Below are 25,980 nucleotides of genomic sequence, written 5' to 3' on the forward strand. Positions count from 1 at the left end.
TCTCTTTGCACTCAGCCGATTTCTTGAAACAGAACCCTTATAATCGGCTGATTTCCTGCTTTTTTTTATTTTAAACAGGGATTGTGCAATAAAACGGCCTATTTAAAAAATTTTTGAAAAAGTGAACTGAAATATCTTTCTTTGTGGCGATTTTAACCAAAAAGTGATTATAAAATGTCAGCAATTGCAGAAAGAGTTAAGCAAATTATCGTCGAAAAACTCGGCGTAGAAGAGTCGGAGGTTACACCGGAAGCAAACTTCCAGAACGACTTGGGAGCGGACTCTCTAGACACCGTTGAATTGATTATGGAATTCGAAAAAGAATTCAATCTTTCTATTCCTGACGATCAGGCAGAGAACATCGGTACAGTTGGTCAGGCTGTTGCATATCTGGAAGAAAACGTGAAGTAATCCGGTTTTTACCAGTACAATCTTCTATTTCTGTCCCAATTTTATGAGTTTTAAGCGAGTTGTAATTACAGGAATGGGCGCCTTGACGCCCGTTGGCAATGATGTTCCCACCTTTTGGTCAAATCTGGTTGCCGGCGTAAGCGGCGCAGCCCCCATCACGCGGTTCGATGCTGAAAAGTTTCGGACGCGTTTCGCCTGCGAGGTGAAGGGTTTGGACGTCACTAATTACATCCCTCGGCAAGAAGCCCGTAAAATGGACCCCTTTACACAATACGCCGTCATCGCGGCTGATGAAGCGATGAAGGACGCCGGCTTTGACGCAGATACGCTTGATCTCGACAAAGCCGGTGTAATTTGGGGCTCCGGAATCGGCGGCCTCAAAACTTTCGAGGAAGAAGTGATGAACTTCTCCGAGAACGGCAGAACACCCCGCTTCAATCCTTTCTTTATCCCGAAAATGATCGTCGACAGCGCCTCAGGCGTATTGTCGATCCGGTACGGCTTCCGGGGACCTAATTTTATCACGGTATCGGCTTGCGCTTCGGCAACCAACGCTTTGATCGACGCATTCAACTATATCAAGCTTGGTTTGATGAATGTTTGTATCTCAGGCGGTTCGGAAGCGGCAGTTACGATTGCCGGTGTGGGTGGTTTCAATGCATTGAAGGCATTGTCCGAAAGAAACGATTCGCCCGAAACGGCCTCGCGCCCTTATGACAAGGACCGTGACGGTTTCGTGCTTGGAGAGGGTGGAGCAGCGATTATTTTGGAAGAACTCGAACATGCGAAAGCACGCGGGGCCAAAATTTACGCTGAAATGATCGGTGCCGGCATGTCGTCCGACGCCTATCACATCACCGCTCCGCATCCGGAAGGGCTGGGAGCTTTCATTGTAATGAAAAATGCCATCGAAAACGCAGGTATCAAGCCTGAGGAAATCGATTACATCAATACCCACGGTACATCTACCCCGATCGGTGACCCACAGGAGATCAAGGCGATAGAAAAATTCTTCGGCGAGCATGCATATGATCTGAATATCAGCTCTACGAAATCGATGACAGGGCATTTATTGGGAGGAGCAGGAGCTATCGAAGCTGCCGCCTGTATCATGGCGATCAAGGATCAGGTCGTGCCGCCTACCATTAACCACTTTACCGACGACCCGGAAATCAATCCGCGGTTGAAGCTTACATTCAATAAAGCTGAAAAACGCCGTGTAAATATCGCTTTGAGCAACACATTCGGTTTCGGAGGTCATAATGCATCAGTCGTTTTCAAAAAGTACGAAGACTGATTAATTCTCTACCATTGGCAAAGCGAATTCTTATACCGATACTTTCCCTTTTCAGGACCGGAAGTGCTGAGGACAAAAAATTTAAGGAATCGATTGCGCATGTGATAGGCGACAAACCTTCCAACCTCGGCGTTTACCAGCTGGCTTTCAGGCATACCTCCGCTTCCCGCGAAACCGCTATCAAAGGTTTCAGGGAATCGAACGAACGTCTGGAATACCTGGGCGACGCAGTGCTGGGCATGGTGGTGGCAGAATTTCTTTTTACCAAATATCCCTACAAGGACGAAGGCTTCCTGACCGAAATCCGCTCACGGATCGTTAACCGCGAGTCGCTGAACCAGATTTCGCGCAAGCTGGGCCTCGACCGCCTGATCGAATACGATGGAAACCGCCGTGGTATGTCGCCCCGCTCATCCATGTACGGGGACGCGCTCGAAGCATTTGTAGGGGCTATTTACCTCGACAAGGGTTTCCGTTTTACGCGGACCTTCATTATCAGCAAACTCATTACGCATTACGATCTGGATAGCATTATCCAGAACAATGTGAACTTCAAAAGCCTCATCATCGAATGGGCGCAGCGCGAGGGTAAGGAAATCCGTTTCGAAATCCTCGAAGAACGAGGTACCCGCCACCACCGCGAATTCATTTCTCAAATCCTCGTGAATGACGAGCCTTTCGCCACAGGCAATGGCTTTACCAAGAAAAAAGCCGAGCAATCCGCATCGGAGCAGGCTTGTGCGCTTCTCGAATTGAAATAATCCGTCCTTCATTCCATGTATGCCCATCGGTTTTCCATTGGGCTAATGTCGTTTTTGCTGTTTTATAATGGCGATATCGGACATCTTGTCGCTATTTGAGCGTCAATTTCACCACAATCGGCCATTTTGTCTGTTGTTTTTCGAATTTTCAGGTTCGGAACAGAAGTTGTTAGATAAGGGGCATAACCGCGAGGTTAGAAGAAACTGAAAACTTAGAACAACAAAAACCTTATAGCAATGAGCACATTAGTCAAAACACATTTCGCAGGTCCATCTTATTTGAACGGATTTTTTGGTAAGGATCTATTCCACGAGTTTAACACTCCTGCATTCGCGGGTACTGTGCCAGCTGTGAATGTGGTTGAGAGCAAAGAAGGCTTCCGCATCGAAGTAGCAGCCCCGGGGCTTCAAAAATCTGATTTCAAACTGAACCTCGAAAAAAATCAACTGACCATTTCAGCTGAAAAAGAGCAGAAGGAAGAAAACAACAACGAGAAGTACACCAGGAAAGAATTCAAGTACACTTCTTTCCAAAGGACCTTCACTTTGCCTAACACGGTTGACGGCGACAAAGTCGAAGCGACCTATGCGGATGGCATCCTGAGCATCGCATTGCCGAAACGTGAAGAAGCAAAAGAAAAACCAGCCCGCCTGATTGAGATCGCTTAATCTGCCGGGCAAACATAAACGGGCGTTATTCGTAAGGATAGCGCCTTTTTTGTGATGCCGGAAGATAATCGCCTGGCAGGATATTTTAGTAAATTCCCAAATGGAATATCTTTGTTAAAAGATGTTAAACGAATCTACGACGGGAATAATTTGTTGATCGATTTACGTTATTTGTCCATAAAAATATAACCCCAACATATGTCTATGAAAACAAATTGGAAAGGTTTGGTGTTGGTTGGGTTGATTTCAAGTGCGTCAACCATAGCTGGCCTCAAACTACTTGGTCCTGATAGTGATAGAAATGTAATTTTTAAAGAAGCGGCTTCTGAAAATATCGCCCGTTTTACATCGGCTGGCGCTCCGGCCGGTGCTCCGGGTGATTTCGTTTACGCAGCCGAGGCAACCACACCGACGGTCGTACACATTAAATCGACCGCTACCCGGCAAGCCTACCGCGGGCAGCAGATTCCTGATATTTTCAGAGACTTCTTCGGTGATGAATTCGGAGGAGGCCAACGCGGCCCGCAGCAGTCGGAAGCGACCGGGTCTGGCGTAATTATTACCAATGACGGATACATTGTTACCAACAACCACGTGGTGGAAGGCGCGCAGGAATTGGAAGTGACGCTGCATAACAAGAGTAAATTCCGGGCGAAAGTGATCGGTGCCGACCCTTCTACCGACATTGCGGTGATCAAAATCGAAGGTAAGGACCTGCCGGCGGTAACGCTGGGCAACTCCGACGCCGTGAAGGTAGGGGAGTGGGTAGTAGCGGTTGGTAACCCTTTCAACCTCGAATCTACCGTAACAGCCGGTATCGTGAGTGCAAAAGGCCGTGGATTGGGTATTATTGGCCAATCACGTCGTAACCAAATGCAGCCTACTGCCGCCGCTGCCGGTGACTCGCCGCTGGAATCGTTCATTCAGACCGATGCCGTGGTGAACCCTGGAAACAGTGGTGGAGCGTTGGTGAACCTGAAAGGCGAGCTGATCGGTATTAATACCGCGATTGCAAGCCCAACCGGTAGCTTCGCTGGTTACGCATTTGCGGTGCCTTCGAGCATTGTAAAAAAAGTATCGAGCGATCTGATTAAATTCGGTAATGTGCAACGCGGTTACCTGGGTATTTCCCTCGATGACCTCGATAGCAGAAAAGCCGAAGAATACGGTGTGAAAGTAAACGACGGTGTTTACGTCCGCGATTTCACTGAAAACAGTGCTGCGAAAGCAGGCGGCGTCAATAAAGGCGACGTAATCGTGAAGGTTGACGGTGTAAATATCCACTCGATCCCTGAACTGCAACAGTCGATCGGTTTGCACAAGCCTGGCGATAAAGTGAACGTGACTGTGAACAGGGATGGTAAGGAGAAAGATCTGAGCATTACATTGCGTAACCGCACAGGTGGTTCCGAAATCATTAAGAGAGATGAATCGGCTGCCGTAATGAGCTCGCTGGGTGCCCAGTTCGGTAACCTGAGCGATCAGGAAAAGCAGAGACTGTCGCGCTATAAAATTGATGGCGGTGTAAAAGTACTATCTATCGAAGGCGGTAAGTTTGCCCGCTCGCAAGTGGAAGAAGGCTTCATCATTACCAAAGTCAATGGCAAGGCTGTTAAAACCGTAAAAGAATTCGAAGCGGCGATTGCCGGTAAGGAAGAATCGATGGTTCAATTCGAAGGACTTTACCCCGACGCACCTTACGACGTCTACTCATTCGGATTCAGATTGTAATTCAAAGAATGTATAAAGAAAGGGCTGCGATGATCGTCATCGCAGCCCTTCTTGTTTAACCGCCCTGCTATTAAAGCAGGAATTTCAATTTGATCACTTCTTTTTCAGTCAGGAAGCGCCATTTGCCGCGTGGCAGGTCCTTTTTGTTCAACCCTGCAAACACCGTACGGTCGAGTTTCTGAACTTCGTATCCCAAATGTTCGAACATCCGGCGTACAATGCGGTTGCGGCCGCTGTGGATTTCGAGGCCCACAACCTGAGCATCGGGAGTAACCAGACCCACTTCGTCGGGACGGATGAACCCATCTTCGAGCTCAACGCCGGCTTGTAATGCTTCGAAATCCTCGGTAGCGATCGGTTTATCAAGCTCTGCCTGGTAAATCTTCTTGATGCCGCTAGACGGGTGTGTCAGCTTCTCAGCCAGCTCACCGTCGTTAGTAAGCAGCAACAAACCGGTAGTGTTACGGTCGAGGCGGCCTACGGGGTATACGCGCTCCGAGCACGCGCCCTTAATGAGGTCGAGTACGGTTTTGCGCTCTTCCGGATCGTCGGTGGTAGTAATGTAGTCCTTTGGCTTGTTGATCAGGATATATACCATTTTCTCCGGATTCAATGCCTTTTTACCATATTTCACCACGTCGGTTGGGCGTACTTTGTAACCCATTTCACTGACAATCTTTCCGTTAACCGAAATCTGGCCCGAAGAAATCAGGTCGTCCGCTTCGCGGCGGGAGCAAATGCCGGCATTGGCAATGTACCGGTTGAGGCGGATTTCATCGCTTTCTTCCTTGTCCTTATGTCTCGGCGACGATTTTTTCTTTTGGTCGTAGTTGTCAAGATTATAGCGTGGTGCGGTTTCGTACCGGCCTACTCGTCTCTCCAACCCGCTGCGGTCCTGTTGCTGCTCGTCATCCTGAAACCGGGAGCGATAGGGCTTTTCACCACCACGCTCTTCGCTATCATCTTTTTTTTTAAATGCGGGCCTGTCGCCATCAAACGAACGGCCTGGCCTGGATGAGCCCGGACGCTCGGCGCGCGGTTTGAACTCGCCGCCTTCGGACCGAGGCTTGAACTCGCGTTCGGTATTATCTCTTTCTGATCTGGGCTTGAACTCACGATCGCCGTTATCTCTGTCTGGTCTCGGTCTGAATTCGCGATCGCCGTTACTCCTGTCGGACCTTGGCTTGAACTCGCGATCACCGTTACTTCTGTCGGATCTTGGCTTGAACTCCCGATCACTATTACTTCTCTCTGATCCTGGTTTGAACTCCCGATCATCTCTTCCTGGACGTGGCCTGAACTCGCGTTCGTCGTTATCCCTGTCGAACCGTGGTTTAAACTCGCGATTACGGTCTGCGCCGCCGAATCCTGTTCTTTCAGGCCGATCACCGAATGGCTTTCTGTCGCCGGGACGGGAATCTTTTCTATCGTCGCCTTCGCGACGGAACGGACGTTGGCTGTCGCCACGGTCGGATCCGTATTTTTTAAACTCGGGTTTATCGAAGCGCGGCTTGTCGAAGCCCGGCTTATCGAAGCCCGGCTTTCCGAATCTTGGCTTGCCGAAGCCCGGCTTATCGAAGCCAGGCTTACCGAATCTTTCGCCTGCTGGTTTTTCGTGATCGAAATTAGGACGTGATTTCTGTCCTTTGTTTTCTGGGGAAGCTGAAAATTTCAGACTGGATTTTTTTACGCTGGGCTTGCTAAACCGGCTTTCTGCCTCGGGTTTAGTGCGTTTGAAGTAGCCGCCTCCACCTTTGGAGCCTCCGGCTGACGGGCGGGAGCTGTTGCCGCCTTTTGAATTGCTTCTGTTTCTCATTAGGAATGCAGTATCACTACTGGATTTATTTCCTCTTTACAAATTTACCTTGTAACCGATTAGTGCTTTAGTTCGCACAAAATGGTATGAATTGCCACTAAAACTGGTTAGCCAACGTATCTGATGGTCAGAGTACTAGTGTTTAAAAAAATTAGCCTGCAAAGATACGGGAATTTTCCGGGTAAAAATATTTGAATGTGTTTATGTCAAAAATGATATGGAAACGTTTATAAGTACTATCGGAGAAATAGTGCCCAAATGGCGATTTTTACCTAACTAAACCTTCATTAACAAGTGTATTATGTCAGCTGACTCACAGGTACAACCTTTGTGGAAACCGGGAAGGACCCTGTTGGAACAGTCCAATCTGAAAAAGTATATGGACTGGCTTTTTGTCAAAAAAGGCCTGTATTTCCGTTCCTATCACGATCTCTGGGAGTGGTCGGTGACCGACCTGGAAGATTTCTGGGAAAGCCTTTGGAATTACTTCAATATCAAATCGCACGATCTGTACCTGGAAGTGCTGCAAAAACCGCTGAACGGACTGATCGGTACGCGCTGGTTTACACGCTCCAAGCTGAACTACGCCGAGCATATTTTCAGAAATAAAACAAAAGACCGTCCGGCGATCCTCTTTCAGTCGGAAAAATCGGAGCTGACTGAAATATCATGGGAAACCCTTGAAACGCAGGTTGCTGCTGTCTCCACCTGGCTGAAACAGCGCGGGGTGAGGCCAGGTGATCGCGTCGCGGCGGTATTACCGAATATTCCGCAGGCGGTAGTCGCGTTTCTGGCGACAAATGCAGTAGGCGCGGTATGGTCGTCGTGCTCACCTGATTTTGGAAAACCAGCCATTACCGAACGCTTTTCGCAGATCGAGCCAAAAGTATTGTTTACCGTCGACGGCTATGTTTATAATGGCAAGACTTACGATATCACGGCGTTCGCAGGTGAACTCTCGGCGTCGTTGCCGAGCGTAGGCGATACGGTGTTAATCAACAATATTAATTCCGAATCCCGCGCCGATCGCTTCACAGCCTGGGAGGATATCCTGCATTTCGAAAACTTCGGAATAGATTTCGAGCCGGTGCCGTTCGATCATCCGATCTGGATTCTCTACTCCTCCGGAACGACGGCCAAACCTAAGGCCATTACCCACAGCGTTGGCGGCTGTCTGATCGAGCATATGAAAGCATTGGTGCTGCATCAGAATGTAAAACCCGGCGACCGTTATTTCTGGTACTCGACCACCGGCTGGATGATGTGGAATTATGCATTGAGCTCCTTGCTTTGCGGGGGTACGCTGGTAATGTACGATGGTGCTCCGGCATACCCGTCCTCGCAGGTACTCTGGACTTTGGCCGAAAAGGCGAAAATCACGCATTTCGGTAGTGGGGCGGCATTCTTCATTGCCTCTATGAAAAGTGGCGTCAGCATTACCTCCGAGCGGCTGAGCCACCTCGAAACAATTGGTTCTACGGGTTCGCCATTGCCTCCGGAAGCGTTTGAGTGGATTTACAAACAAGTCAAAAAGGACGTCTGGCTGATCTCGCTGAGCGGGGGTACGGACGTGTGCAGCGCGTTCGTGGGCGGATGTCCGCTCCTGCCTGTATACGCGGGAGAGATCCAGTGCAGGATGCTGGGCGCCAGGATCGAAGCATTCGATGAAAATGGAAAGCCGGTATTGAATGAATTGGGTGAAATGGTGATCACACAACCTATGCCCTCGATGCCTATTTATTTCTGGAACGATGAGCACGACGAGAAATACTTTTCCAGCTATTTCGAAATGTACCCACACGTGTGGCGGCATGGCGACTGGATCAAAATTACTGACCGGAAATCGGTGATTATCTACGGCCGTTCCGATGCTACATTGAACCGCGGCGGCGTCCGCATCGGTACAGCGGAAATTTACCGGGCCGTAGAGAGCATTCCGGATGTAAAGGATAGTCTGGCCGTTTACCTCGAAAAATCGAACGGTGAGGGTACTATCTCGCTTTTTGTCGTCCTGGCACAAGACAAGGAATTGACCGACGAATTGAAAAAGCAAATCAGGGAGACATTGCGGACTCAATATAGCCCGCGCCACGTCCCGGATACCATTGAACAGGTAGGCGACATTCCATACACGATCAATGGCAAAAAGATGGAAGCGCCTATGAAGCGGATACTGATGGGGCAGGACCCGGCGAAGTGCATTAATATCGATACGATGCGAAATCCGGAATCACTCAAGGCATTTATCTAGCAATACATGCTGCCCGTATATTAACACCCTGCATTCATTTGCATTAGGCAACCAAAATTGTTTAATTCACGTTGGGGAAATATCCAATTCCCACGATGCCAGCCCATACTCCTAATTTTTACAGGTATGAATTCACACAGTCCCCAACCCCCGATCCAGAACTCCAAATCCGTAGTTCGTTTGCCTATCATCATCGCGATCACGCTGGCGGCTGGTGTGCTGCTGGGAAGTACGTTTTTCAGCGGAGGTAAGAAATTGTCCGACGTCGCAAAAGGCTACGGCAAGTTCAGGGAAGTACTGATGCTGGTGGAAAACAATTATGTGGATTCGGTGAATACCGATGAGCTGGTCGATTTCTCAATCTCTAAAATGCTCGAAAAGCTCGACCCGCACACGGCCTATTTCAATGCGGAGGAAGCTACTGCGGCAAGGTCACAACTGGAATCCGGTTTCGATGGCATTGGTGTCGAGTTCAACATTTATAATGATACGGTTTACGTGGTAACGCCGTTGAGCGGCGGGCCTTCGGAGGCGGCCGGCATTCAGAGCGGTGACCGCATTATTTCTGTTAATAAAGAAAACCTGTCGGGTCCCGGTGTTACCAATGCACAGGTTTACAAACTGTTGCGCGGTAAACGTGGCACCAAGGTCGAGTTGGCGATAGAAAGAGTGGGGTTGAAGGACAAAATGAATTTCGCCGTAGTACGCGACCGCATTCCTACCTATTCGGTGGATGCGTCTTACATGGTGGATGAGGAAATAGGCTATATCAAAGTAAGCCGTTTCTCGGAAACGACATTCGACGAATTTAAATCTGCATTGAAAACATTGAAGGCCAATGGTTTAAAAAACCTCATTCTTGACCTTCGTGGCAACCCCGGCGGCTATATGGAACGCGCCACGAGTATGGCCGACGAATTTATCGCAGGGGATAAGCTGCTGGTTTACACGGAAGGGAAAGACAGTCGCTTCGATCGTAAAACCCGTTCACATGTGGATGGTCTTTTCGAACAAGGCCCGCTGATCGTGCTCGTCGACGAAGGCAGTGCATCGGCCTCCGAAATCCTTGCCGGAGCGTTACAAGACCACGACCGTGCCTTGGTGGTGGGAAGAAGGTCCTATGGAAAAGGGCTGGTACAAATGCCGATCAAACTTTCTGACGGTTCCGAGCTGCGCCTGACCATTTCTCGCTACTATACGCCAAGTGGCCGCAGCATCCAGAAACCCTATGAAATGGGCAAGAGCGAAGATTACAGCCAGGACCTGACGCACCGTTTTGAAAGCGGCGAGCTTTTCAATGTCGACAGCATCAAGTTCGATAAAAGTAAGGTCTATAAAACAGACGGTGGCCGCGTCGTATATGGCGGTGGCGGTATTACTCCGGATATTTTCGTGGCCAAGGATACTTTGATGAACAGCAAATACCTGTTCGAGTTGTATTCTAAAAACATTATCCGTGAATATGCACTGCGCTATGCCAATGAAAACCAGAAAAAACTGGAAAAACAGCCGTTTAAGGAATATCTGAAATCATTCCAGGTATCGGATGCCATGCTGGCCGAATTGGTGAAAGACGCTTCGAGGGCGGGTATCAAGCCGAATGAAAAGGAACTGAACCTTTCCAAACCACTCATCACCTCGCAGACCAAGGCGATCATCGGTCGCTATGTATGGGGAAGAAGGCAAAAAAGCGGCTTGAACAACGAGGTATTTCAGGTTCTGAACCCGAGCGATAATGTTTATCAGCAAGCAGTACAGCTTTTCACCCAGGCGGCACAGCTGGAAAAAGGCGAGTTCAGCAGTATGAATATTCCTAAAAACAAAAAGTAAATTCACTCCCACACCATTCACTCAATGTCCCGTATTGCATTTATTACCGGAGCTACGTCCGGTATCGGTAAGGCCACGGCAGAAGCGTTTGCCGGGGCCGGTATAGATCTTGTATTATGCGGCCGCAGGCAGGAGCGTCTCGATGAGGTAGCCGCGGAATTATCTTCAAAAGTAAAAGTAACCACACTCGTTTTCGACGTCCGCGATAAAGGTGCGGTCCTCGCAGCCGTTGGCTCATTGCCCGATGGTTGGAAAAACGTCGACATTCTGGTTAATAATGCAGGCAATGCCCATGGTCTCGGTACGCTCGACGAAGGGGATACCGACGATTGGGACGCGATGATCGACGGGAATGTGAAAGGGCTTCTTTATGTTTCGAAAGCCATTATCCCGTTGCTTCTCGAACGCGGCAAAGGCCATATCGTCAATATCAGCTCGATCGCCGGTAAACAGACCTACGCCAATGGCGCCGTTTACTGCGCTTCCAAAGCCGCAGTAGAGGTCATCAGCGAGGGAATGCGCCTCGAACTGACGCAGCACGGTATCAAGACCACCAATATCGCGCCGGGCGCCGTGGAGACGGAATTTTCGCTCGTCCGATTTAAAGGTGATGAAGAAAGAGCGGAAAAAGTGTACCAGGGCTTCGATCCTTTACAGGCAAGTGACATTGCCGACGCGATCCTCTACGCCGTCAATGCACCTGACCGCGTTACGATTGCGGATATAACCATCCTGGCAGGAGCCCAGTCGGCCGCCATCACGATCCATCGCAAATAGAATTTAATTTGGTTTTTGACCGTAATGCGGGTGAGAATCGATACCTTTGCCATTCTTTTTTACTCCCCGACTTCCTGTTTATGGAAGTCGGGCGCGTTTTGAATGCCTATGAAAAATTTCGATCAAAATTCCTCTTCCCAGCCCGGGCCCGCCGTATCCACGGCATCAGTTTCCGCCTCCCAAACTGTATTTCCAATTCTTCTTGCGCTGAGTTTCTCCCACTTGCTGAACGACACAATGCAGTCCCTCATCCCCTCGATTTACCCGATGGTGAAGGATTCTTTCCATTTGAGTTTTTCACAAATCGGCCTCATTACATTTACTTTTCAGGTCAGTGCGTCGGTATTCCAGCCGCTTGTCGGCTCATATACGGACAAAAGGCCGCAACCTTATGCACTGGCGGTGGGGATGTGTTTTACATTGCTTGGCCTCGTGTCGCTTTCGATGGCGAACAGCTTTCATATCGTATTACTTTCGGTAGGCCTTATCGGCATCGGTTCGGCGGTATTTCACCCGGAAGCTTCACGCGTGGCGCGCATGGCTTCAGGCGGCAAGCACGGGATGGCGCAATCGCTCTTTCAGGTGGGCGGTAATGCGGGCAGTTCGCTCGGGCCATTGCTGGCGGCGCTGATACTGTTGCCTTATGGTCGCTCCCAGGTGATTTGGTTTTCGCTGGTAGCGTTGCTGGCTATTGTTATCCTTTCGTGGGTAGGTGGCTGGTACAAACAAAAACTGGCCACGGTTGAGCAAAAAGCGGCGAGTGCTGTGGGACGGGAGTCTCCTTTGTCAAAATCCAAAGTGGTGGTTTCGATAGGCATTCTGCTTCTTCTGATTTTCTCGAAGTACATTTATATGGCCAGCATTTCGAGCTATTTCACCTTTTACCTGATCGATAAATTCGGTGTTTCCATTCAGAGTTCGCAGATTTACCTGTTTGCATTTCTGTTTGCAGTAGCGGCGGGGACATTCATTGGCGGACCTGTTGGGGACCGCATCGGCCGTAAATATGTGATCTGGATATCTATCCTTGGCGCGGCGCCATTTGCATTGCTGCTGCCGTACGTCGACCTGTTCTGGACGGGCGTCCTAAGCTGCATTATCGGTCTGATCTTATCTTCCGCATTCTCGGCGATCCTCGTGTACGCCCAGGAATTGATCCCCGGCAAAGTAGGAATGATTGCCGGCTTGTTTTTCGGTTTCGCGTTCGGTATCGCCGGAATCGGCTCAGCTATTCTTGGCACAATTGCCGACAAGACTAGTATCGAGTACGTTTTCTGGATTTGCTCGTTCCTGCCGTTGATCGGGTTGCTCACCGGGTTTCTGCCGAATTTGGAGAGGCGGGATTAATCGGCAAAAAGCTTTAAGAATTCCGGCAGATCGTAAACGGGCAGGAGGGTTAATGCTTGTCCCTGAAATTTCCTGTCTCTGCTGACGAACAAGTCAATTTTGTGATGAAGCGCTGTGTAGTATTGCAGCGCGTCTTCGATGTCATCTATTTGAGAGGTGAGGGCAAGATTGACAACCTCCTGGTTTGCTTCGATAATCCGGACATCCGAAAGAAACAATAGCAGTAGATCTTTGGATTTGGCACTTCCGTAGGCCTTAGTGAGCCAGTAGCTTACAATATGTAAAATGGAAGGAGAAATGAAGGCTTTGATTTTCTTTTGCAACACGAGCACCATTACTTTCCTGGCATCATCATAATCTTTTCTCTTCAAAAGAAAGTCAAGAACGATATTGGCATCGAGGAAAACATTAGTGGCCATATTTTTCCGAGCGGGCTTCGTGATAGGCTTTTATCAGGTCTTGATCACCATTTATGTCGCCTGGCACCAGGTCATCGACCACTTCGAGAATACTGCGTTTTTGTTTTGACGATTCAGCGATAGATTTTAAATGTTCCTCAATAATTTGAGAAACACTAATCTGCCTTGCTGCCGCATAACCCTTGATGTATGCCAGCACAGTATCTTCAATGGTGATGTTCAGCCGAGTTTTCATATTACGAATATGCGCATAAGTTCTGACATATGCGCACGTTTTTTAAACTTTTACCCTTAAAATCAGCTGGGGATCAGGACATAAATTTAAATAGTAATCCTGATCTGAGGTGTTGCAAACGCCAGGGAAATCGCCGTTATACCCTCCCATATCGCGAATAAGCTGAAAATGTACATGCGGTGGCCAGTCGCCGTTTTCGGGATAGGGGCCGATGGAAGCGAAGCGTTCGCCTGTTTTGATAGTTTTGCCTTCATGCAAACCTTCCAAGGAACTTAGAGACAAATGCCCGTAGAGCGAAAAGAAGGCTATTCCGCCTAATTCGTGTGCAAGAATAATTGTAGGGCCGTAATCGCCATAATGATCATTGAATGCGGAACTGTGCACAATCGCATCGAGCGGTGCGTAAATCGGAGTCCCTGCTTCCGCCCATATATCTACGCCGAGGTGAATGCTGCGGGGCTTTGCGCTGTCGGTTGTGAAATGTTTCCGGTGCCTGTAAATGACCCGGTCCTCGCCGTAGCCTCCAATTCCATTGTAAGTGTTTTCTGAAAGCAACTCTCTGAAAACGTAATCAGAGAAATCACGGGTTTCGGACAAGTCGCGCGTCAGCAAATCAGTGTTTTCAGCTGTAAAATCCAGCTTCCGGTAAGGTTTGCCATTCTGCACAATGTCACTGAATGCAGGATGTCGGCGAAGCAGTTCGGTGAGTTCTGACATTTAAATTGGGTTTAAAACAAAACTGGCAAGCGATGATAGCTTGCCAGTTTCGTAAAAATATTATTTCGGATCAAGCGCCTGTTTGATTCTTTGCGACACATCCTGTAAATGGTAGCGAGTGTTTTTATCGGCGCTTTTGGCAATAGCAACATTCAACGTAGTTTTCAGACTCTCCAAATGTGCGCGCGCGATAGACGGCAAGTCGGTTTTTTCGAGTTCGACCGACCGGGTAGAGAAGCCGTAGGTAATACCCACGGGAATAGACTGGACGTTTGCCTTACCCGGTTTCAGTAACGAGATCAGTTTTTCCGCGTATACCTTTTGAAGGTTCCTGCGGTAAAGGTCAGTCGGTTTCCCGGTTTTGGCTTCCGACCATATTCCGGCTTCTAGATCGGTAAACAGATCATCAAGCGTGTAGTTTTTGGCGGAAATACCGGTTTCCATCAGTCGCACTGCTCGGTCTCCAGCGAAAAGGGAGGTCAATGCGTATTCCTGTAATGCCTTAATGGCTTCCATACCGGTTTCCGGTTTTACTTTGTTCAGGATATTCTGGTCCAAAAGCCAGGTCGGTGTTTTGAAAAGTTGGGCATTCAAAAAGTCGATAGCTTCTTTCTGGGTCGCCTTTGGAACGGTGGTGAAGGTCGGGCCTTCCATGTCGTAGGTAGTGGGTGTATCGTAAATGCCGCCCACATTTTTGATTACGTGGCCCAGGTAGCGGCGGTATTGCGTTACCACATTGCCATAAATTTCATCCAGTTCCTTGTAACTCTCGCCATCTTCTTTGCTCCATTCGATGAGGTTCGGCAAAATGCGTTTGAGGTTTTTGATACCATATTCCGAGGCTTTCATGGCATTGTCGCTCAAATCTTCGGTCTGGTAACGCGGGTCATAGGGACTGATTTCCGTTCCAAAATGCAGGCGGCTGTCCTTATAAGCTTCTTTGGTCAAAGTATTCAGCGCCAACTTTTCTGCCTGAGCGTCTTTGGCATCAGGGAAATTGCTGTAACCCCATTGAATGGCCCATTTGTCGTAATCGCCGATGCGTGGGAAAAGGTTGGTAATGCCATCCTCGGGCTGGGCTACGTAATTGAAACGCGCATAATCCATAATGGAGGAAGTGTGCCCATGTTCCTCCACCCAGGCCTTGTCACGCAGTTTTTCAACCGGCGTGGCCGAACTCGCGCCCATGTTATGGCGCAGACCAAGCGTATGGCCTATTTCGTGCGATGATACGAAACGAACGAGCTGGCCCATTAATTCATCATCAAATTTCTTCGTGCGCGCTTTTGGGTCAACCGCGGCAGCTTGGATAATGTACCAATTTCGGAGCAGGCGCATGACGTTGTGGTACCAGCCAATGTGGCTTTCCAGGATTTCTCCGCTGCGCGGGTCGTGCACGTTGGGGCCGTATGCATTCTGGATGTCCGCAGCGAAATAACGGATCACCGAGTAGCGTGCATCTTCGAGGCTCATGGTCGTGTCGCCTTCCGGCCAATATTCGCCCCGGATCGCATTTTTCCATCCCGCTTTTTCGAACGCAACCTGCCAGTCGTCGACACCTGCTTTCAGGTATTTGCGCCATTTCTCCGGCGTCGCGGGGTCGATATAGTAAACGATTGGTTTTTTCGGTTCGATCAGCTCGCCGTTTTTCTGCTTGCGCGCATCTTCGGCATTTTTCGGTTCGAGGCGCCACCTTACGGCAAAAACCTCGGTGTCGGAACGCTGGGATTCTTCGCCGAATGTGGCATACTGGTTGGCAAAATAGCCCACCCGGCTATCGAAAATGCGTTTTTTCATAGGCGTTTTCGGAAGCAGGATAAGTGACGAGTTCATTTCGAAAGTCACGACCCCTGCGTCCAGACCAGATGGCAGATATTGTCCGATCGAGGGCACCGGCGTAGGCGTCAGCATCTGAGGTGTGACATTGAACGTCTTGATCGTCCGGATTTCGGTGTTTATCGGATAAGTACAGATTTTGGAAATAAAAGAGGCTTCCTTCTTGAATGCGGCCAGTTTCAGTAGTTGCTTGCTGACAGAACTTAGCGAAAACACCTGGTTATCGGAGTTGAAAAACTCGGTAACGTCGATTACCGAAGATTTCGCAGGCTCTTTCTTCACGGCTTTGATATCGAAAACACCGATGATGGGATCGGAATTGGAGTTTTTGACGGCCTGAAAAATAGGTTTGGTGCTGTCGGGGCTTGTCACTACCATCGTTACCGACCGTAGTAAAAGGTTGTTGTCCATTCCCCTTTCCCAGCGGATCATCTGGCGGTTCACTTCCTCACCGCCGAAAATCCCGCCACCGGCAGCAGTTTTGGAATAGCGGGTAACAGCCATGATATCGCGGTTCAGGAGTGAGTCGGCGATTTCGAAATACCATTTGTCCTCTACCTTGTGAACGGAGATCATGCCTTTTTGGCTAATCGCATTGGTGCTGTCGATCAGCTCTTTGAATGCTTTCGGACCTTTCATTTTGTCGTCTTTCAGCTTGTCTTTAACTGCCGATGCCACTGCGTCGACGGCCTTGTCGATCTTGACATCCTCCTGTTTGTCTTTCTTTTTCTTTCGTTGTGCGTGCGCGTCGTGCATATACACGAATGCCAGCGCCGCGAGGAGAAGGTAACGCATTAATCTCATAGAGTTGGTTTTTGAAAAAGTATAAAGGTGTAATTAAATGAGAGGTTGGGTGGTCAGCGGGCCATCAGTTCGGCCAGGACGCCTTCTTTAAGGGCATACTTCGAGACCTGGATCTGCCGGATACCGTGCGTTTTGAGCACATAGTCGACCAGACAGACGGCCACGACGATCATATCGACGCGCAACTCGATCATACCGGGGATGGCCATGCGTTCGTCGTGGTTGCCGGACAGGATGAGGGTGTAGGCGCGGTAAAATTCTTCCAGCGGGATATTGAAATCGGTTTCCGATGCAGGCGGCCAATTATTCGTGCGGTGGTGATAGTCGATATCGACGAGCGTATCGAAAGTGCCCGAGGAGCCTACCAGCTTTTCCGGGGCATATTGGTGGACCGCATTTGCGAGCGGAATAAGGTTTTCATCAAAATGATTATACAAGCCCCGGCGGTCGGCTTGTGAAAGCGGGTCGTTCCGCATGAATTTTTCCATGAGCCGCTGTCCGCCGATCTCGAAGCTCTGTTTCCAGAAAATCTGCGAGCGGTTTCCGATGATGAATTCGACACTGCCGCCGCCGATATCCATGATCAGCGAAGGGCCATCACCAATGTCGGCACCATGGCGGACGCCCTGATAAATGTACTCCGCCTCGCGGTTGCCGTCGATAACCGTGACCGCGATATTTGTTTTTTCAAAGATTTCCGAACAGAAAGCCTGCCGGTTCTCGGCATTACGCACGGCGCTGGTGCCGAAAGCAAAGGTTTTTTCCGGCATTACTTCAAAAGAGTCGAGCTTTTCGCGGAAATAGGAGAGGACGGCCAGCGCCCGATCCTGTGCTTCGGGGGTAATAATACGCTTGTTAATGCCTCCCAGGCCGATCCTGGCAGGCCTGCTTTCGTGGAAAACGGTCTTGAAATGAGCGCCGTTAGGCTCCGCTATCAGCAGGTGAAAAGTGTTGGTGCCTAAATCAATTATTCCCAGTCTCGAACTCATATCGGGCTGTTTAATCTGTTAATGACTTTCATTTCAATGCAATGGATACAAAAATAAACGAATTTTAACGACTTATTTCTTGATTTTCTGTCGGATATAGTTTTTCTTTGCAGTCCGATTTCAGAAACCAATTCAAAGAACATTAGAAATTATAAGCATGCTTATTATTAACATCAAAGACAACGAATCGATTGACCGCGCTCTTAAGCGTTACAAGAAGAAATTTGAGAGAACTGGTACAATGCGCCAGCTTCGTGCGCGTACAGCTTTCGAAAAGCCATCTGTAAAGCGTCGTTTCGAAGTTTTGCGTGCCGTTTACAAAGAGAAAACTTACGGTCATTTAGAAGACTAGTTCCTGGTGGAATGGTTCTCTGAAAGACTTCTATAGGATTATTGTATCCATATCATACGTGAAGGAGCTGTCTTGAATAAGATGGCTCCTTTTCGTATGTTCGGACTATGATAACGCCATTTCTGGAATTCCTCCAATTCGAAAAGCGCTCCAGTGCGCATACGATCAAATCGTATCAGACTGATCTCGAACAGTTTCAGAAATACCTCCTTTTCCAATATGACTGCGCCGAGCCCGAAACGGCCAAAGCGCCGATGCTACGATCGTGGGTTGTGAGTTTAATGGAGGAAGGGCTCAATCCGTCATCCATTAACCGGAAAATTGCCGCGCTCCGCACATTCTATGGTTATTTAAGGAAGAAAAAACACATCGACAGCGATCCGACAAAAATTCTCACCGCCCTGAAAACGCGCAAGAAACTGCCCGCATTTGTGGAGGAGAAATCGATGGAAATGCTTTTTGAAGAAGGAATGTTTTCCGATGACTTCGAAGGGCTGCGCGACAGGGTGATCATGGAGCTGCTCTACGGCAGTGGCATCCGGCTTTCGGAACTCGTGGGGCTGGAATTGAAGGACCTTAACTTGCCAGCCCGCACCATCCGTGTTTTCGGAAAAAGGTCAAAGGAGCGGATCGTGCCTGTTTCTACATCTTTGGCACAATTACTTCAAAAATATACGGAGCAGCGTGCGCCGGAGGAAAATACCGACATCCTGCTGTTAACCGATTCAAATAAGGCTGTTTACCCGGTTTTTGTGCAGCGGAAGGTGAAACAGTACCTTTCCGCCGTTACGACGCTGTCGCAAAAGAGCCCGCACGTGCTCAGGCACACGTATGCTACACATTTGCTCAACCGCGGTGCAGATCTGAATGCGATCAAGGAATTGCTAGGCCATGCTAACCTGGCTGCTACACAGATCTACACCCACAACTCCATCGAAAAGCTTAAAAAAACGCATCAACAAGCGCACCCCAAAGCCTGAAACCCATTTTTTAAGGTTATATTTGCCTACAGTGCAAATTTCAAAATATAATTTCGTCACTCCATTATGAATAATAGTTTCCAGGACGCAGTTGTAACGAAGTATAATATTTTTAATAGCCTGTTTCTGAGTTTACCCTACCGCGGTATATTCCAAACGGGCTCTCTGCTTCCGATACTGACGCAGCAAAGCGAGGTAGGCTTTCAGGAAGGCAAATCTCCCAAAGAAATCATCGAGCATTTTTTTTCAGAGCTCCTGGAAACGGCTACTCCCAAGGAACGTGCGGACTTGCTTTTTGCATTTATCCAATATATCGAACGCCAGGTAGTGCTTTTCGACTCGGTGGAAGACGCCGCTTTTGACGAAACCCACGACCTGACCGGCAAAGGCTCGGTGACCTACCTGACCGAGCGCCTCGAAAATGACGAACTGAAAAAGAAATTGCTCGCAAAGCTGGAAGATTTCAGTGTGCGCATCGTACTGACTGCCCACCCGACCCAGTTTTATTCTGGTAAAGTGTTGGGTATCATCAACGACCTGGAAGATGCGATCAAGGCAAATGACTTTACAGAGGTAAACCAACTGCTGTTGCAGCTCGGAAAAACGGCTTTCATTAACCATGAAAAACCCACGCCGTTCGATGAGGCTGTGAGCTTATGCTGGTTCCTCGAAAACGTATATTACGACGCCATCCCGTCTATTCTCGAAAAACTTATTAATGGCCTGGGAATGAGTGTCCACGACTGGCCTTACCCGAATGTGTTCCGTCTGGGCTTCTGGCCGGGCGGCGACCGCGACGGTAACCCGTTTGTGAACCCCGAAATCACGCTGAAAGTGGCCGATCGCCTGCGCGAGACGCTGTTGCGTGGTTACTACCGGGACATTCGTCAGCTAAAACGCCGCCTTACCTTTAAAGGCGTCGACGATGCGATTTCGCTGGCGGAGAAAAAGATGAACAGTACCATTTTCGGACCTTTTGAAGAAGGATACGAAAATGCGCAGGAACTGATTAATGAATTGCTCGCAGCGCGTGAAGTGCTGGTGAACAAGCATCAGGGATTGTTCGTGGAGCTGCTCGATAATTTTATATTGAAGCTGAATCTCTTTGGATTCTTCTTCGCGAGTCTCGACGTCCGGCAGGATAGCCGCAAGCACGGCAAAGCCTGGGAGGATATTCTGAAAAGACTTGAAAAGAAGATTCCGCTGCTGAAATACAGCGATTATGAGAGCTGGGATGAGGCGAAAAAGATCGATATGCTGCTTTCTCTCAACATACCGCTTCGTGACGAGGATTACGAAGACGAGCTCACCAAAGATATTCTGGGTTCGATCCGGGCGATCCGCACGATTCAGCAGAAGAACGGCGAAAAAGGTGCGCACCGGTATGTAATCAGCAATAACACGTCCGCATTGAATGTAATGCAGGTGGTGGCGCTGGCCAAAAACCTGATTGCCGATGAAGATGGCAAATTGGCGCTCGATGTCGTACCACTTTTTGAAACGGTAGATGACCTTGCCAATGCGCCGGAGATTATGCGTTCGCTGTATGAAAATGCCTATTACCGTAATCACCTGAGCAACCGTGAGAATCACCAGACGATTATGGTGGGCTTCTCGGACGGCACTAAGGACGGGGGGTACCTGCGTGCCAACTGGTCTATCTACCGGGCTAAGGAAGAGTTAACGAAGGTATCACGCGAGTTTGGCATCAAAGTCACATTCTTTGATGGCCGTGGAGGGCCTCCTGCACGCGGTGGTGGCAATAACCATAACTTTTATTCATCGCTCGGCAAGGATATCGAGGATAAGGAAATCCAGCTGACAGTACAGGGCCAGACGATCAGTTCCAATTATGGTACCGTTACAACCGCCATGTATAACCTGGAAAGGTTGTTTACCGCCGGTTTGGAAAACCATCTTTTCAAAGGCCACCGCGAGGACGAACTGACCGATGCGGACAAAGATCTGATCGAGGAAATGGCTGAAATTGCCTACAATTCCTATCTGGACCTGAAAAACCACCCGATGTTTGTCAAGTACCTCGATAAAAAGACACCGCTGCGTTTTTACGGACAAACCAATATCGGAAGCCGTCCGACGAAACGCGGCAATGACGACGGAGGCTTGAAATTCGAAGATCTGCGTGCTATCCCATTCGTGGGCTCGTGGGCACAGATGAAGCAGAATGTGCCCGGTTTTTATGGTTTTGGTACCGCCATTCGCGAACTGGCAAAACAGAACAAAATCGAGGAGATCAAAAAGCTTTATCAGAAATCACTTTTCTTCCGGACGCTGATTGAAAACTCGATGCAGTCGCTTTCCAAAGCATTTTTCCCTGCTACCAAATATCTTCGTGACGAGGAGGATTACCGGGAGTTCTGGGACAAAATGTACGACGAATTCTTGCTCACACGCGAGCTTTTGCTCGATGTATCGGGCCAGAAAGAACTGCTTGACAGCAATAACGTCACCAAAGTTTCCATTAAAACCCGCGAACGGATCGTATTGCCATTGATCACTATCCAGCAATACGCATTACAAATGCTCGCCGGTGATCCGAAGGACCTGCCAGTAGACGTAGAGACCTACAACCAATTGATTATCAGGGCGATGTTCGGGATTATCAATGCGGCGCGGAATTCTGCGTAGGGTTTTTAGAAGGTTTTATATTTCATGAGCCGGGGTCTGTGCCCGGCTCATGTCGTATAAAGCGTTATAATTTTCGTCGCTCCGGAATGACAATCTTTGTGTAAAAGCGCCCATTTGTGAATCTTAAGGTATCATAATCAATTGATCATCCGCCTCTGCCTTTATATTCAATAATCCTGGTGTGAAACCGGCCGTTTTGGAGGCGTAAAGTATCGGGCAATAGGTTGGACGATCGGGGTTTTTGGGCAATTAATGTAAGCTGAAAAATTCCTTTTATTTCCTTAGTCTTTTCGTTATAGTTGTCGATTTGGATGTAATTATCCTCGGAATCGACGGTATAGTAAGAGTCTCCAGCAACGTCGCCGTCGCTGAGCAGTTCAAACAAAGCGGCCTGCGGTTCGTCGAGATAGCTGACAATTCCGTGAGTAACCTGGTAGGCGTTTTTATGTTTTACTCCAATCTGCCCCATTGACATCGGCTGTTAAATAGCCCCAGTTGGGTAGGCGAGGGAGCGGCCCTGCGGTATCGATAATTGCATCAATAATTTTACAACCGATTGATAGCATGGGAATCCCAATTGTCAGACAAATGGGTAGTAGGTGTTTCATTTTGATAGTGATTATTTTACGATGATGACCCGACAATTCTGGGCTCCTCGGGCAGTAGTTAGGCGAATAATGTACGTGCCATTTGAGAGGTGCTTACTGTCGATTTTAATCGAATTCTGGCCTTTGCGGGGAGTCGCATAGTTCTTTCCGCCGGGGCTACTTACCCATGTGGGGCCATCCACAAAAGCATTCAATGGATTAGCTGGGTCTGGCCTGAATGCCCCCTACGATTGGGTGTGATTCAGTGACTCTTTGGGCATTATTTTCGTCGTTCGTGCCTGTGGCTTTCCCTCGTACCTGGATACTGGGATTTGAAAAGTTCAATAACCGATTCGCTGCCTGATTTTAGGCTTTTTCCACTTCGAGACCCCGGTCATCGTCGGTTTTGCCAATCCATTCATATTCGCTGGCTGATTCGTATTCCACATGGCTGGCGGTGGCGGTGATCGTTGGGCCGTCAGGAATGTGGAGCAGTAGAATGCCGTCTTTTTGTGAAGTGGCCAATGGATTGAGTGTGATGAAATGATAACCTGTGATGTTCGGATTCTTGCGAAGGCGTTCGCGATACGCAGCCATTTCCGGAGAATCCGGTACTTGGTCAGCAGTTACGGGTTGAATGAATGGTGCGTCCTGCGCCTGGAGGTGGATGTCGATGCCGGGGACTATTACCAGCAATACTGTTTGGATGAAAGCGTAAAGTAATTTTCGCATAGCAGAATTAGTTTAGATACTGCATGTAGATGTAATATTTCGGCTGAAATTTTGTATTATTTCTGTTGCTCGAAAAGCGTTTTGGCTGCGAACCATCCTTCGGGCAGCCATTCCTGATAAGCGGCTAGCATCAATTATCGACACCAGTTTTTCCTAAACTTTTTTCCTACAATTATTAGTAGACGAATTGTTGCATAGGCTTATATTTGATAATACTCAATTCTTGCGAACCTCTACCCCACTTCCACATCATGACACATCAGTCGGATCATCGTGCCTATTTTTTTAAGATAGATACGACTATCAAGAAGATTCGTAATGCCCTGCAAAAGCAGCTGACTGAGGCTGGTTTTGACCTTACGGTCGATCAATGGGTGCTTATCGACCATATTTTCAGAAAGCAGGGCATCAGCCAGAACGAACTGGCGGAAATGACTTTCAAAGATCCTCCCACCGTGACGAGGATTGTCGATTTGCTGGAAAAGAAAGGCATGGTAGAGCGTGGGCCTGCTGCCGGTGACCGGAGGAAATTCAACCTGTTTTTGACAAAAAACGGAGAGGCGATTTACAACCAGGCGTTTCCGATCGTGGCCGACATCCGGAGAAAGGGCTGGGGAAGTCTCAGCGATTCCGATTACCAGCATTTTGTGCGGATTATGGATTCCATTTACCAAAATTTTACCTGATTTGACAAAATTTTTACCAGGCCATTAAGTGGAAGAATGACAGCTTTTTACGTCGCTCTTCCACTTTTTTTGTGCAGAAGGATGACCTGAGCGGAGCATTTGGATGAGCTTCCGATTAAACCTTTCGCCCCCCTTTTGTATCTAAACCATAGAACGGTTTTGCAACCAACAGGTTTGAAAGGGCTGTTCTCGTTAATATCATTTCATTTTATCCCTGTTAAAGGCCATGAAAAAGTATTTTTTGCTCGGCGCTCTCATCACTTCATCACTTATTACCCCTTCATTTGCACAAGTCAAAACAGAACAGTTGTATCAGGTACCGAACATAGAAGTGGCGGGTTTTGCGGAAATGGAGGTTATACCCGATGAAATTTATTTCAATATCTCGCTCCGCGAGTTTTTCCAGGACGAAAAAAACCAGAAGGACAAGGTCAATATCTCTACCCTGGAAAAGGAGCTGATTAAAGCTGTGGCAGACGCCGGTTTGCCCAAAGAAGCATTATCTATCAGCGGGGTAGGAGGTTACCAGAATTATGTGGACAAGAAGAAGAAACCCGCCACGTTTCTCGAAGCAAAACAATATGAGTTGAAAGTTTCGAGCGCGGAAAAACTCGACGGCATTTTGTCGAAGGTCGAAAGCCGGGGCGTGCAATACGCGAATGTGGCGCGGGTAGACCATTCGAAGCGCGAAGAATTTAAAAAGCAGGTTAAGATCGACGCATTAAAAGCCGCCAAGGTGAAAGCTGAATACCTGGTCGCTGCTTTGGACCAAAAGCTGGGCAAGGTGATTGAAATTAAAGAACTGGATGAAAACCTCTATTTCCCGCAGCCGGTATTTGCAAAAGCGAATGTACGCGCATTTGCAGCAGCGGAAGCCGCCGACACGGTTCAGGACAGCGATGTGCAGTATCAGAAGATCAAGATCAGTTACCGTATGCAGGCTGCATTTGAAATAAAATAGGCCGTTTTACGTACCAACTTCTCTTTCAGGTGCCCGGTAAATGATTTGCCGGGCACAATTTTTTCCGTGTAATGCATTCGGATTTGTCAGTCCGTTCTTTTGTTGCGAGTATTAGTTTCTTTAAATTGAATGTTCAATCTCAAACTAAGTAACTGGAAATCATGAGCATTAACGCAAAACACCTGGCCACATTTATTTTGGGAGCCGCCGCGGGAGTGGCTGCACACAAATACCTTCAGACCGAGGAGGGAGAGAAGCTTCTGGAAGACCTCAAAACAAAGGCTAACAACCTGAAAGCCGAAGCGGAAGGGGCCATCGATAAAGCTCCTGAGTATTTCGAAGAACTTAAAACCAAGGGTGCTGAGACCCTGAAAGGCAATTTCCCGGACGCGGAGGCCTTTTTCAAGGACCTGTTCGAAAAGTTCAAGGGTACCAAAGGCACGGCTTCCACGGAAACGGATATTACGCCCACACCGGACCCTATTTCCTGATAACAGCAAACGATCGATGCCGGAGAATACTTCTATTTTTAATGAAGGTTCTTCGGCATTTTTATGGGCTTACCAAACCGTTGATCTGAGCATACTGGATGAGCATGATCGTTTTAGCGTCGTTAATTTCCCCTTTGGCGACCATTTGAACGGCTTCGTTAAAAGGAATTTCCATCACCTCGATATTTTCCTGCTCCGTCGCACAGCCACCACCGTCACTTACCTTCATATCGTCGGAATATTCAGCCACGAAAAAATACAGGATTTCGGTAACGGATCCCGGCGACATGTAGGCTTCGAAAATTTTCTTCACCGAACTCACCTTGTAGCCCGTTTCTTCTTCGGTTTCGCGCTTAATGCATTCTTCGGGATTGTCCTTGTCGAGCAGGCCCGCACAGGCTTCGATCATCATGCCGCTTTCGTTGCCGTTGGTATAAGTAGGGAGGCGGAACTGCCTCGTGAGCACGACAGTTTGCTTCTCCCTGTTATAAAGCAAAATCACCGCGCCATTCCCGCGGTCATACGCTTCGCGAGCCTGGCGCTCCCATGAACCGTCGGCGCGTTGATAATCGAATGTGTATTTACGAAGCGTGTACCAGTTGTTGGAAAGCACTTCCTCGGATGCAATGTTGACACGCGAATTAGCCATTGA

24 protein-coding genes are annotated in these 25,980 nt (G+C 48.5%); 15 read left to right on the forward strand and 9 right to left on the reverse strand.

Annotation, left to right across the window (positions count from 1 at the left end):
- The first annotated feature begins 174 nt into the window (after positions 1-174).
- From AAHB90_RS08455 to AAHB90_RS08475, 5 genes are all read left to right on the forward strand, one after another.
- Entirely contained in the window at positions 175-411 is a 237-nt protein-coding gene (locus tag AAHB90_RS08455) for an acyl carrier protein (protein WP_015813362.1), read from the forward strand.
- A 43-nt stretch (positions 412-454) separates the two neighbouring features.
- Positions 455-1,708, forward strand: a complete 1,254-nt coding sequence (gene fabF / locus AAHB90_RS08460) for a beta-ketoacyl-ACP synthase II (RefSeq protein ID WP_342084502.1) — start codon at positions 455-457, stop codon at positions 1,706-1,708.
- A gap of 14 nt (positions 1,709-1,722) precedes the next feature.
- The gene (gene rnc / locus AAHB90_RS08465; protein WP_342084503.1) at positions 1,723-2,469 is read left to right on the forward strand and encodes a ribonuclease III; all 747 of its coding nucleotides are present in this window, start codon (positions 1,723-1,725) and stop codon (positions 2,467-2,469) included.
- A 237-nt stretch (positions 2,470-2,706) separates the two neighbouring features.
- The gene (locus AAHB90_RS08470) at positions 2,707-3,138 is read left to right on the forward strand and encodes an Hsp20/alpha crystallin family protein (RefSeq protein ID WP_342084504.1); all 432 of its coding nucleotides are present in this window, start codon (positions 2,707-2,709) and stop codon (positions 3,136-3,138) included.
- A 204-nt stretch (positions 3,139-3,342) separates the two neighbouring features.
- A complete protein-coding gene (locus AAHB90_RS08475) occupies positions 3,343-4,869 on the forward strand; it encodes a Do family serine endopeptidase (RefSeq protein WP_342084505.1) in 1,527 nt (508 codons plus the stop codon).
- 70 nt (positions 4,870-4,939) lie between these two features.
- On the opposite strand, the gene AAHB90_RS08480 is transcribed toward AAHB90_RS08475, so the two are convergent.
- A complete protein-coding gene (locus AAHB90_RS08480) occupies positions 4,940-6,685 on the reverse strand; it encodes a pseudouridine synthase (RefSeq protein ID WP_342084506.1) in 1,746 nt (581 codons plus the stop codon).
- Positions 6,686-6,986: 301 nt separating this feature from the next.
- On the opposite strand from AAHB90_RS08480, the gene AAHB90_RS08485 reads away from it, so the two are divergent.
- The 4 genes from AAHB90_RS08485 to AAHB90_RS08500 all read left to right on the forward strand — a co-directional run bounded on the left by AAHB90_RS08485 (position 6,987) and on the right by AAHB90_RS08500 (position 12,890).
- The gene (locus tag AAHB90_RS08485; RefSeq protein WP_342084507.1) at positions 6,987-8,936 is read left to right on the forward strand and encodes an acetoacetate--CoA ligase; all 1,950 of its coding nucleotides are present in this window, start codon (positions 6,987-6,989) and stop codon (positions 8,934-8,936) included.
- A gap of 126 nt (positions 8,937-9,062) precedes the next feature.
- Positions 9,063-10,766, forward strand: a complete 1,704-nt coding sequence (locus tag AAHB90_RS08490; RefSeq protein WP_342084508.1) for a S41 family peptidase — start codon at positions 9,063-9,065, stop codon at positions 10,764-10,766.
- Between the two features lie 24 nt (positions 10,767-10,790).
- On the forward strand, positions 10,791-11,543 hold the full coding sequence (locus tag AAHB90_RS08495) for an SDR family NAD(P)-dependent oxidoreductase (protein WP_342084509.1): 753 nt from the start codon (positions 10,791-10,793) through the stop codon (positions 11,541-11,543).
- Between the two features lie 108 nt (positions 11,544-11,651).
- Positions 11,652-12,890, forward strand: coding sequence for an MFS transporter (locus tag AAHB90_RS08500; RefSeq protein WP_342084510.1), 1,239 nt, complete (start codon positions 11,652-11,654; stop codon positions 12,888-12,890).
- On the opposite strand, the gene AAHB90_RS08505 is transcribed toward AAHB90_RS08500, so the two are convergent.
- The 5 genes from AAHB90_RS08505 to AAHB90_RS08525 all read right to left on the reverse strand — a co-directional run bounded on the left by AAHB90_RS08505 (position 12,887) and on the right by AAHB90_RS08525 (position 17,890).
- The gene (locus AAHB90_RS08505; RefSeq protein WP_342084511.1) at positions 12,887-13,309 is read right to left on the reverse strand and encodes a type II toxin-antitoxin system VapC family toxin; all 423 of its coding nucleotides are present in this window, start codon (positions 13,307-13,309) and stop codon (positions 12,887-12,889) included. The genes AAHB90_RS08500 and AAHB90_RS08505 overlap by 4 nt on opposite strands.
- On the reverse strand, positions 13,299-13,544 hold the full coding sequence (locus AAHB90_RS08510) for a DUF6364 family protein (protein WP_342084512.1): 246 nt from the start codon (positions 13,542-13,544) through the stop codon (positions 13,299-13,301). Before AAHB90_RS08510 ends, AAHB90_RS08505 begins: the two co-directional genes overlap by 11 nt.
- 42 nt (positions 13,545-13,586) lie before the next feature.
- The gene (locus AAHB90_RS08515; RefSeq protein WP_342084513.1) at positions 13,587-14,261 is read right to left on the reverse strand and encodes a peptidoglycan DD-metalloendopeptidase family protein; all 675 of its coding nucleotides are present in this window, start codon (positions 14,259-14,261) and stop codon (positions 13,587-13,589) included.
- Between the two features lie 60 nt (positions 14,262-14,321).
- Positions 14,322-16,892 carry a zinc-dependent metalloprotease gene (locus AAHB90_RS08520; RefSeq protein ID WP_342084514.1) on the reverse strand — a complete coding sequence of 857 codons (2,571 nt, stop codon included), beginning with the start codon at positions 16,890-16,892 and terminating at the stop codon, positions 14,322-14,324.
- Positions 16,893-16,954: 62 nt separating this feature from the next.
- On the reverse strand, positions 16,955-17,890 hold the full coding sequence (locus AAHB90_RS08525; protein WP_342084515.1) for a Ppx/GppA phosphatase family protein: 936 nt from the start codon (positions 17,888-17,890) through the stop codon (positions 16,955-16,957).
- Positions 17,891-18,047: 157 nt separating this feature from the next.
- Between AAHB90_RS08525 and rpsU the strand changes: the two genes are divergently transcribed.
- The 3 genes from rpsU to AAHB90_RS08540 all read left to right on the forward strand — a co-directional run bounded on the left by rpsU (position 18,048) and on the right by AAHB90_RS08540 (position 21,871).
- Positions 18,048-18,242, forward strand: a complete 195-nt coding sequence (rpsU, locus tag AAHB90_RS08530) for a 30S ribosomal protein S21 (protein ID WP_090154901.1) — start codon at positions 18,048-18,050, stop codon at positions 18,240-18,242.
- Between the two features lie 107 nt (positions 18,243-18,349).
- Complete coding sequence (locus tag AAHB90_RS08535) at positions 18,350-19,222, forward strand: tyrosine-type recombinase/integrase (protein ID WP_342084516.1); 873 nt, start codon at positions 18,350-18,352, stop codon at positions 19,220-19,222.
- Between the two features lie 66 nt (positions 19,223-19,288).
- Positions 19,289-21,871, forward strand: a complete 2,583-nt coding sequence (locus tag AAHB90_RS08540) for a phosphoenolpyruvate carboxylase (protein ID WP_342084517.1) — start codon at positions 19,289-19,291, stop codon at positions 21,869-21,871.
- A 145-nt stretch (positions 21,872-22,016) separates the two neighbouring features.
- On the opposite strand, the gene AAHB90_RS08545 is transcribed toward AAHB90_RS08540, so the two are convergent.
- Both AAHB90_RS08545 and AAHB90_RS08550 read right to left on the reverse strand, forming a co-directional pair.
- Positions 22,017-22,340 (reverse strand): hypothetical protein, encoded by a 324-nt coding sequence (locus tag AAHB90_RS08545; RefSeq protein WP_342084518.1) that lies wholly within the window; start codon positions 22,338-22,340, stop codon positions 22,017-22,019.
- Positions 22,341-22,824: 484 nt separating this feature from the next.
- On the reverse strand, positions 22,825-23,190 hold the full coding sequence (locus AAHB90_RS08550; protein WP_342084519.1) for a hypothetical protein: 366 nt from the start codon (positions 23,188-23,190) through the stop codon (positions 22,825-22,827).
- Positions 23,191-23,441: 251 nt separating this feature from the next.
- Here AAHB90_RS08550 and AAHB90_RS08555 point away from each other — a divergent pair, with 251 nt between their 5' ends.
- From AAHB90_RS08555 to AAHB90_RS08565, 3 genes are all read left to right on the forward strand, one after another.
- Positions 23,442-23,876, forward strand: a complete 435-nt coding sequence (locus tag AAHB90_RS08555; protein ID WP_342084520.1) for a MarR family winged helix-turn-helix transcriptional regulator — start codon at positions 23,442-23,444, stop codon at positions 23,874-23,876.
- A 226-nt stretch (positions 23,877-24,102) separates the two neighbouring features.
- Positions 24,103-24,837 (forward strand): SIMPL domain-containing protein, encoded by a 735-nt coding sequence (locus AAHB90_RS08560; protein ID WP_342084521.1) that lies wholly within the window; start codon positions 24,103-24,105, stop codon positions 24,835-24,837.
- A 161-nt stretch (positions 24,838-24,998) separates the two neighbouring features.
- Positions 24,999-25,328 carry a YtxH domain-containing protein gene (locus AAHB90_RS08565; RefSeq protein ID WP_342084522.1) on the forward strand — a complete coding sequence of 110 codons (330 nt, stop codon included), beginning with the start codon at positions 24,999-25,001 and terminating at the stop codon, positions 25,326-25,328.
- Between the two features lie 61 nt (positions 25,329-25,389).
- Here the strand turns inward: AAHB90_RS08565 and nudK are convergent, their stop codons facing one another.
- Positions 25,390-25,977, reverse strand: a complete 588-nt coding sequence (nudK, locus tag AAHB90_RS08570; RefSeq protein WP_342084523.1) for a GDP-mannose pyrophosphatase NudK — start codon at positions 25,975-25,977, stop codon at positions 25,390-25,392.
- Positions 25,978-25,980: the final 3 nt, after the last annotated feature.

Origin of the sequence: Dyadobacter sp. OTU695, from assembly GCF_038440355.1 — a bacterium.
Taxonomy (GTDB): Bacteria; Bacteroidota; Bacteroidia; order Cytophagales; family Spirosomataceae; genus Dyadobacter.

Coding starts and splice junctions, on each gene's coding strand:
- AAHB90_RS08455 (WP_015813362.1), top strand. CDS start 175: ATGTCAGCAATTGCAGAAAGAGTTAAGCAAATTATCGTCGAAAAACTC.
- fabF (WP_342084502.1), top strand. CDS start 455: ATGAGTTTTAAGCGAGTTGTAATTACAGGAATGGGCGCCTTGACGCCC.
- AAHB90_RS08470 (WP_342084504.1), top strand. CDS start 2,707: ATGAGCACATTAGTCAAAACACATTTCGCAGGTCCATCTTATTTGAAC.
- AAHB90_RS08475 (WP_342084505.1), top strand. CDS start 3,343: ATGAAAACAAATTGGAAAGGTTTGGTGTTGGTTGGGTTGATTTCAAGT.
- AAHB90_RS08480 (WP_342084506.1), bottom strand. CDS start 6,685: ATGAGAAACAGAAGCAATTCAAAAGGCGGCAACAGCTCCCGCCCGTCA.
- AAHB90_RS08485 (WP_342084507.1), top strand. CDS start 6,987: ATGTCAGCTGACTCACAGGTACAACCTTTGTGGAAACCGGGAAGGACC.
- AAHB90_RS08490 (WP_342084508.1), top strand. CDS start 9,063: ATGAATTCACACAGTCCCCAACCCCCGATCCAGAACTCCAAATCCGTA.
- AAHB90_RS08495 (WP_342084509.1), top strand. CDS start 10,791: ATGTCCCGTATTGCATTTATTACCGGAGCTACGTCCGGTATCGGTAAG.
- AAHB90_RS08500 (WP_342084510.1), top strand. CDS start 11,652: ATGAAAAATTTCGATCAAAATTCCTCTTCCCAGCCCGGGCCCGCCGTA.
- AAHB90_RS08505 (WP_342084511.1), bottom strand. CDS start 13,309: ATGGCCACTAATGTTTTCCTCGATGCCAATATCGTTCTTGACTTTCTT.
- AAHB90_RS08510 (WP_342084512.1), bottom strand. CDS start 13,544: ATGAAAACTCGGCTGAACATCACCATTGAAGATACTGTGCTGGCATAC.
- AAHB90_RS08515 (WP_342084513.1), bottom strand. CDS start 14,261: ATGTCAGAACTCACCGAACTGCTTCGCCGACATCCTGCATTCAGTGAC.
- AAHB90_RS08520 (WP_342084514.1), bottom strand. CDS start 16,892: ATGCGTTACCTTCTCCTCGCGGCGCTGGCATTCGTGTATATGCACGAC.
- AAHB90_RS08525 (WP_342084515.1), bottom strand. CDS start 17,890: ATGAGTTCGAGACTGGGAATAATTGATTTAGGCACCAACACTTTTCAC.
- rpsU (WP_090154901.1), top strand. CDS start 18,048: ATGCTTATTATTAACATCAAAGACAACGAATCGATTGACCGCGCTCTT.
- AAHB90_RS08535 (WP_342084516.1), top strand. CDS start 18,350: ATGATAACGCCATTTCTGGAATTCCTCCAATTCGAAAAGCGCTCCAGT.
- AAHB90_RS08540 (WP_342084517.1), top strand. CDS start 19,289: ATGAATAATAGTTTCCAGGACGCAGTTGTAACGAAGTATAATATTTTT.
- AAHB90_RS08545 (WP_342084518.1), bottom strand. CDS start 22,340: ATGGGGCAGATTGGAGTAAAACATAAAAACGCCTACCAGGTTACTCAC.
- AAHB90_RS08550 (WP_342084519.1), bottom strand. CDS start 23,190: ATGCGAAAATTACTTTACGCTTTCATCCAAACAGTATTGCTGGTAATA.
- AAHB90_RS08555 (WP_342084520.1), top strand. CDS start 23,442: ATGACACATCAGTCGGATCATCGTGCCTATTTTTTTAAGATAGATACG.
- AAHB90_RS08560 (WP_342084521.1), top strand. CDS start 24,103: ATGAAAAAGTATTTTTTGCTCGGCGCTCTCATCACTTCATCACTTATT.
- AAHB90_RS08565 (WP_342084522.1), top strand. CDS start 24,999: ATGAGCATTAACGCAAAACACCTGGCCACATTTATTTTGGGAGCCGCC.
- nudK (WP_342084523.1), bottom strand. CDS start 25,977: ATGGCTAATTCGCGTGTCAACATTGCATCCGAGGAAGTGCTTTCCAAC.